The sequence below is a fragment of the Acinetobacter sp. MF4640 genome (assembly GCF_002018895.1).
Classification (GTDB): domain Bacteria; phylum Pseudomonadota; class Gammaproteobacteria; order Pseudomonadales; family Moraxellaceae; genus Acinetobacter; species Acinetobacter johnsonii.
Map to the genome: position 1 here is coordinate 1 of NZ_MVOM01000155.1, position 568 is coordinate 568.

Sequence of the window (568 nt, forward strand, 5' to 3'; positions counted from 1 at the left end):
AAGCCTACACACAAAATCTACCGCACAACCAATTGGCCCGCATATAACCGAGCACTCATGAGTCGCGGAAATATTGCCATTTGGTTTGATCCTGCTACGCAATGGTATGCGCCATCAAAAGGCAAACAAGGGCGAAATCAAACCTACTCCGACGCAGCCATCCAATGCTGCTTAATGATTAAATCCTTATTCCGTCTGTCTTTACGTATGGTCACTGGCTTTGTGCAAAGTCTGATTAAACTTTGCGGATTAAATTGGATAGCTCCAGATTACACCACGCTTTGTAGAAGACAAAAGCATATTGATATTGTAATCAGCTACCAAAAAAGTAGCGATGGGCTGCATCTACTCATGGACTCTACAGGCATGAAGTTTCTAGGTGAGGGCGAATGGAAACGCAAGAAACATGGACCTGAATATCGTCGCCAATGGCGTAAACTTCATATTGGTATAGATGCTAAAACCCTACAAATACGAGCAGTTTAGCTTACAACCAATAATGTCAGTGATTCACAGGTGCTTGGTGATTTACTTAATCAGATTCCACAAGATGAGCGGATTGACTCTG

General features: G+C 42.8%; 1 pseudogene. It reads left to right on the plus strand.

Annotated elements, in window-relative coordinates:
- A pseudogene (locus MF4640_RS18885) lies at nucleotides 1-568 on the plus strand (IS5 family transposase); the annotation flags it as partial.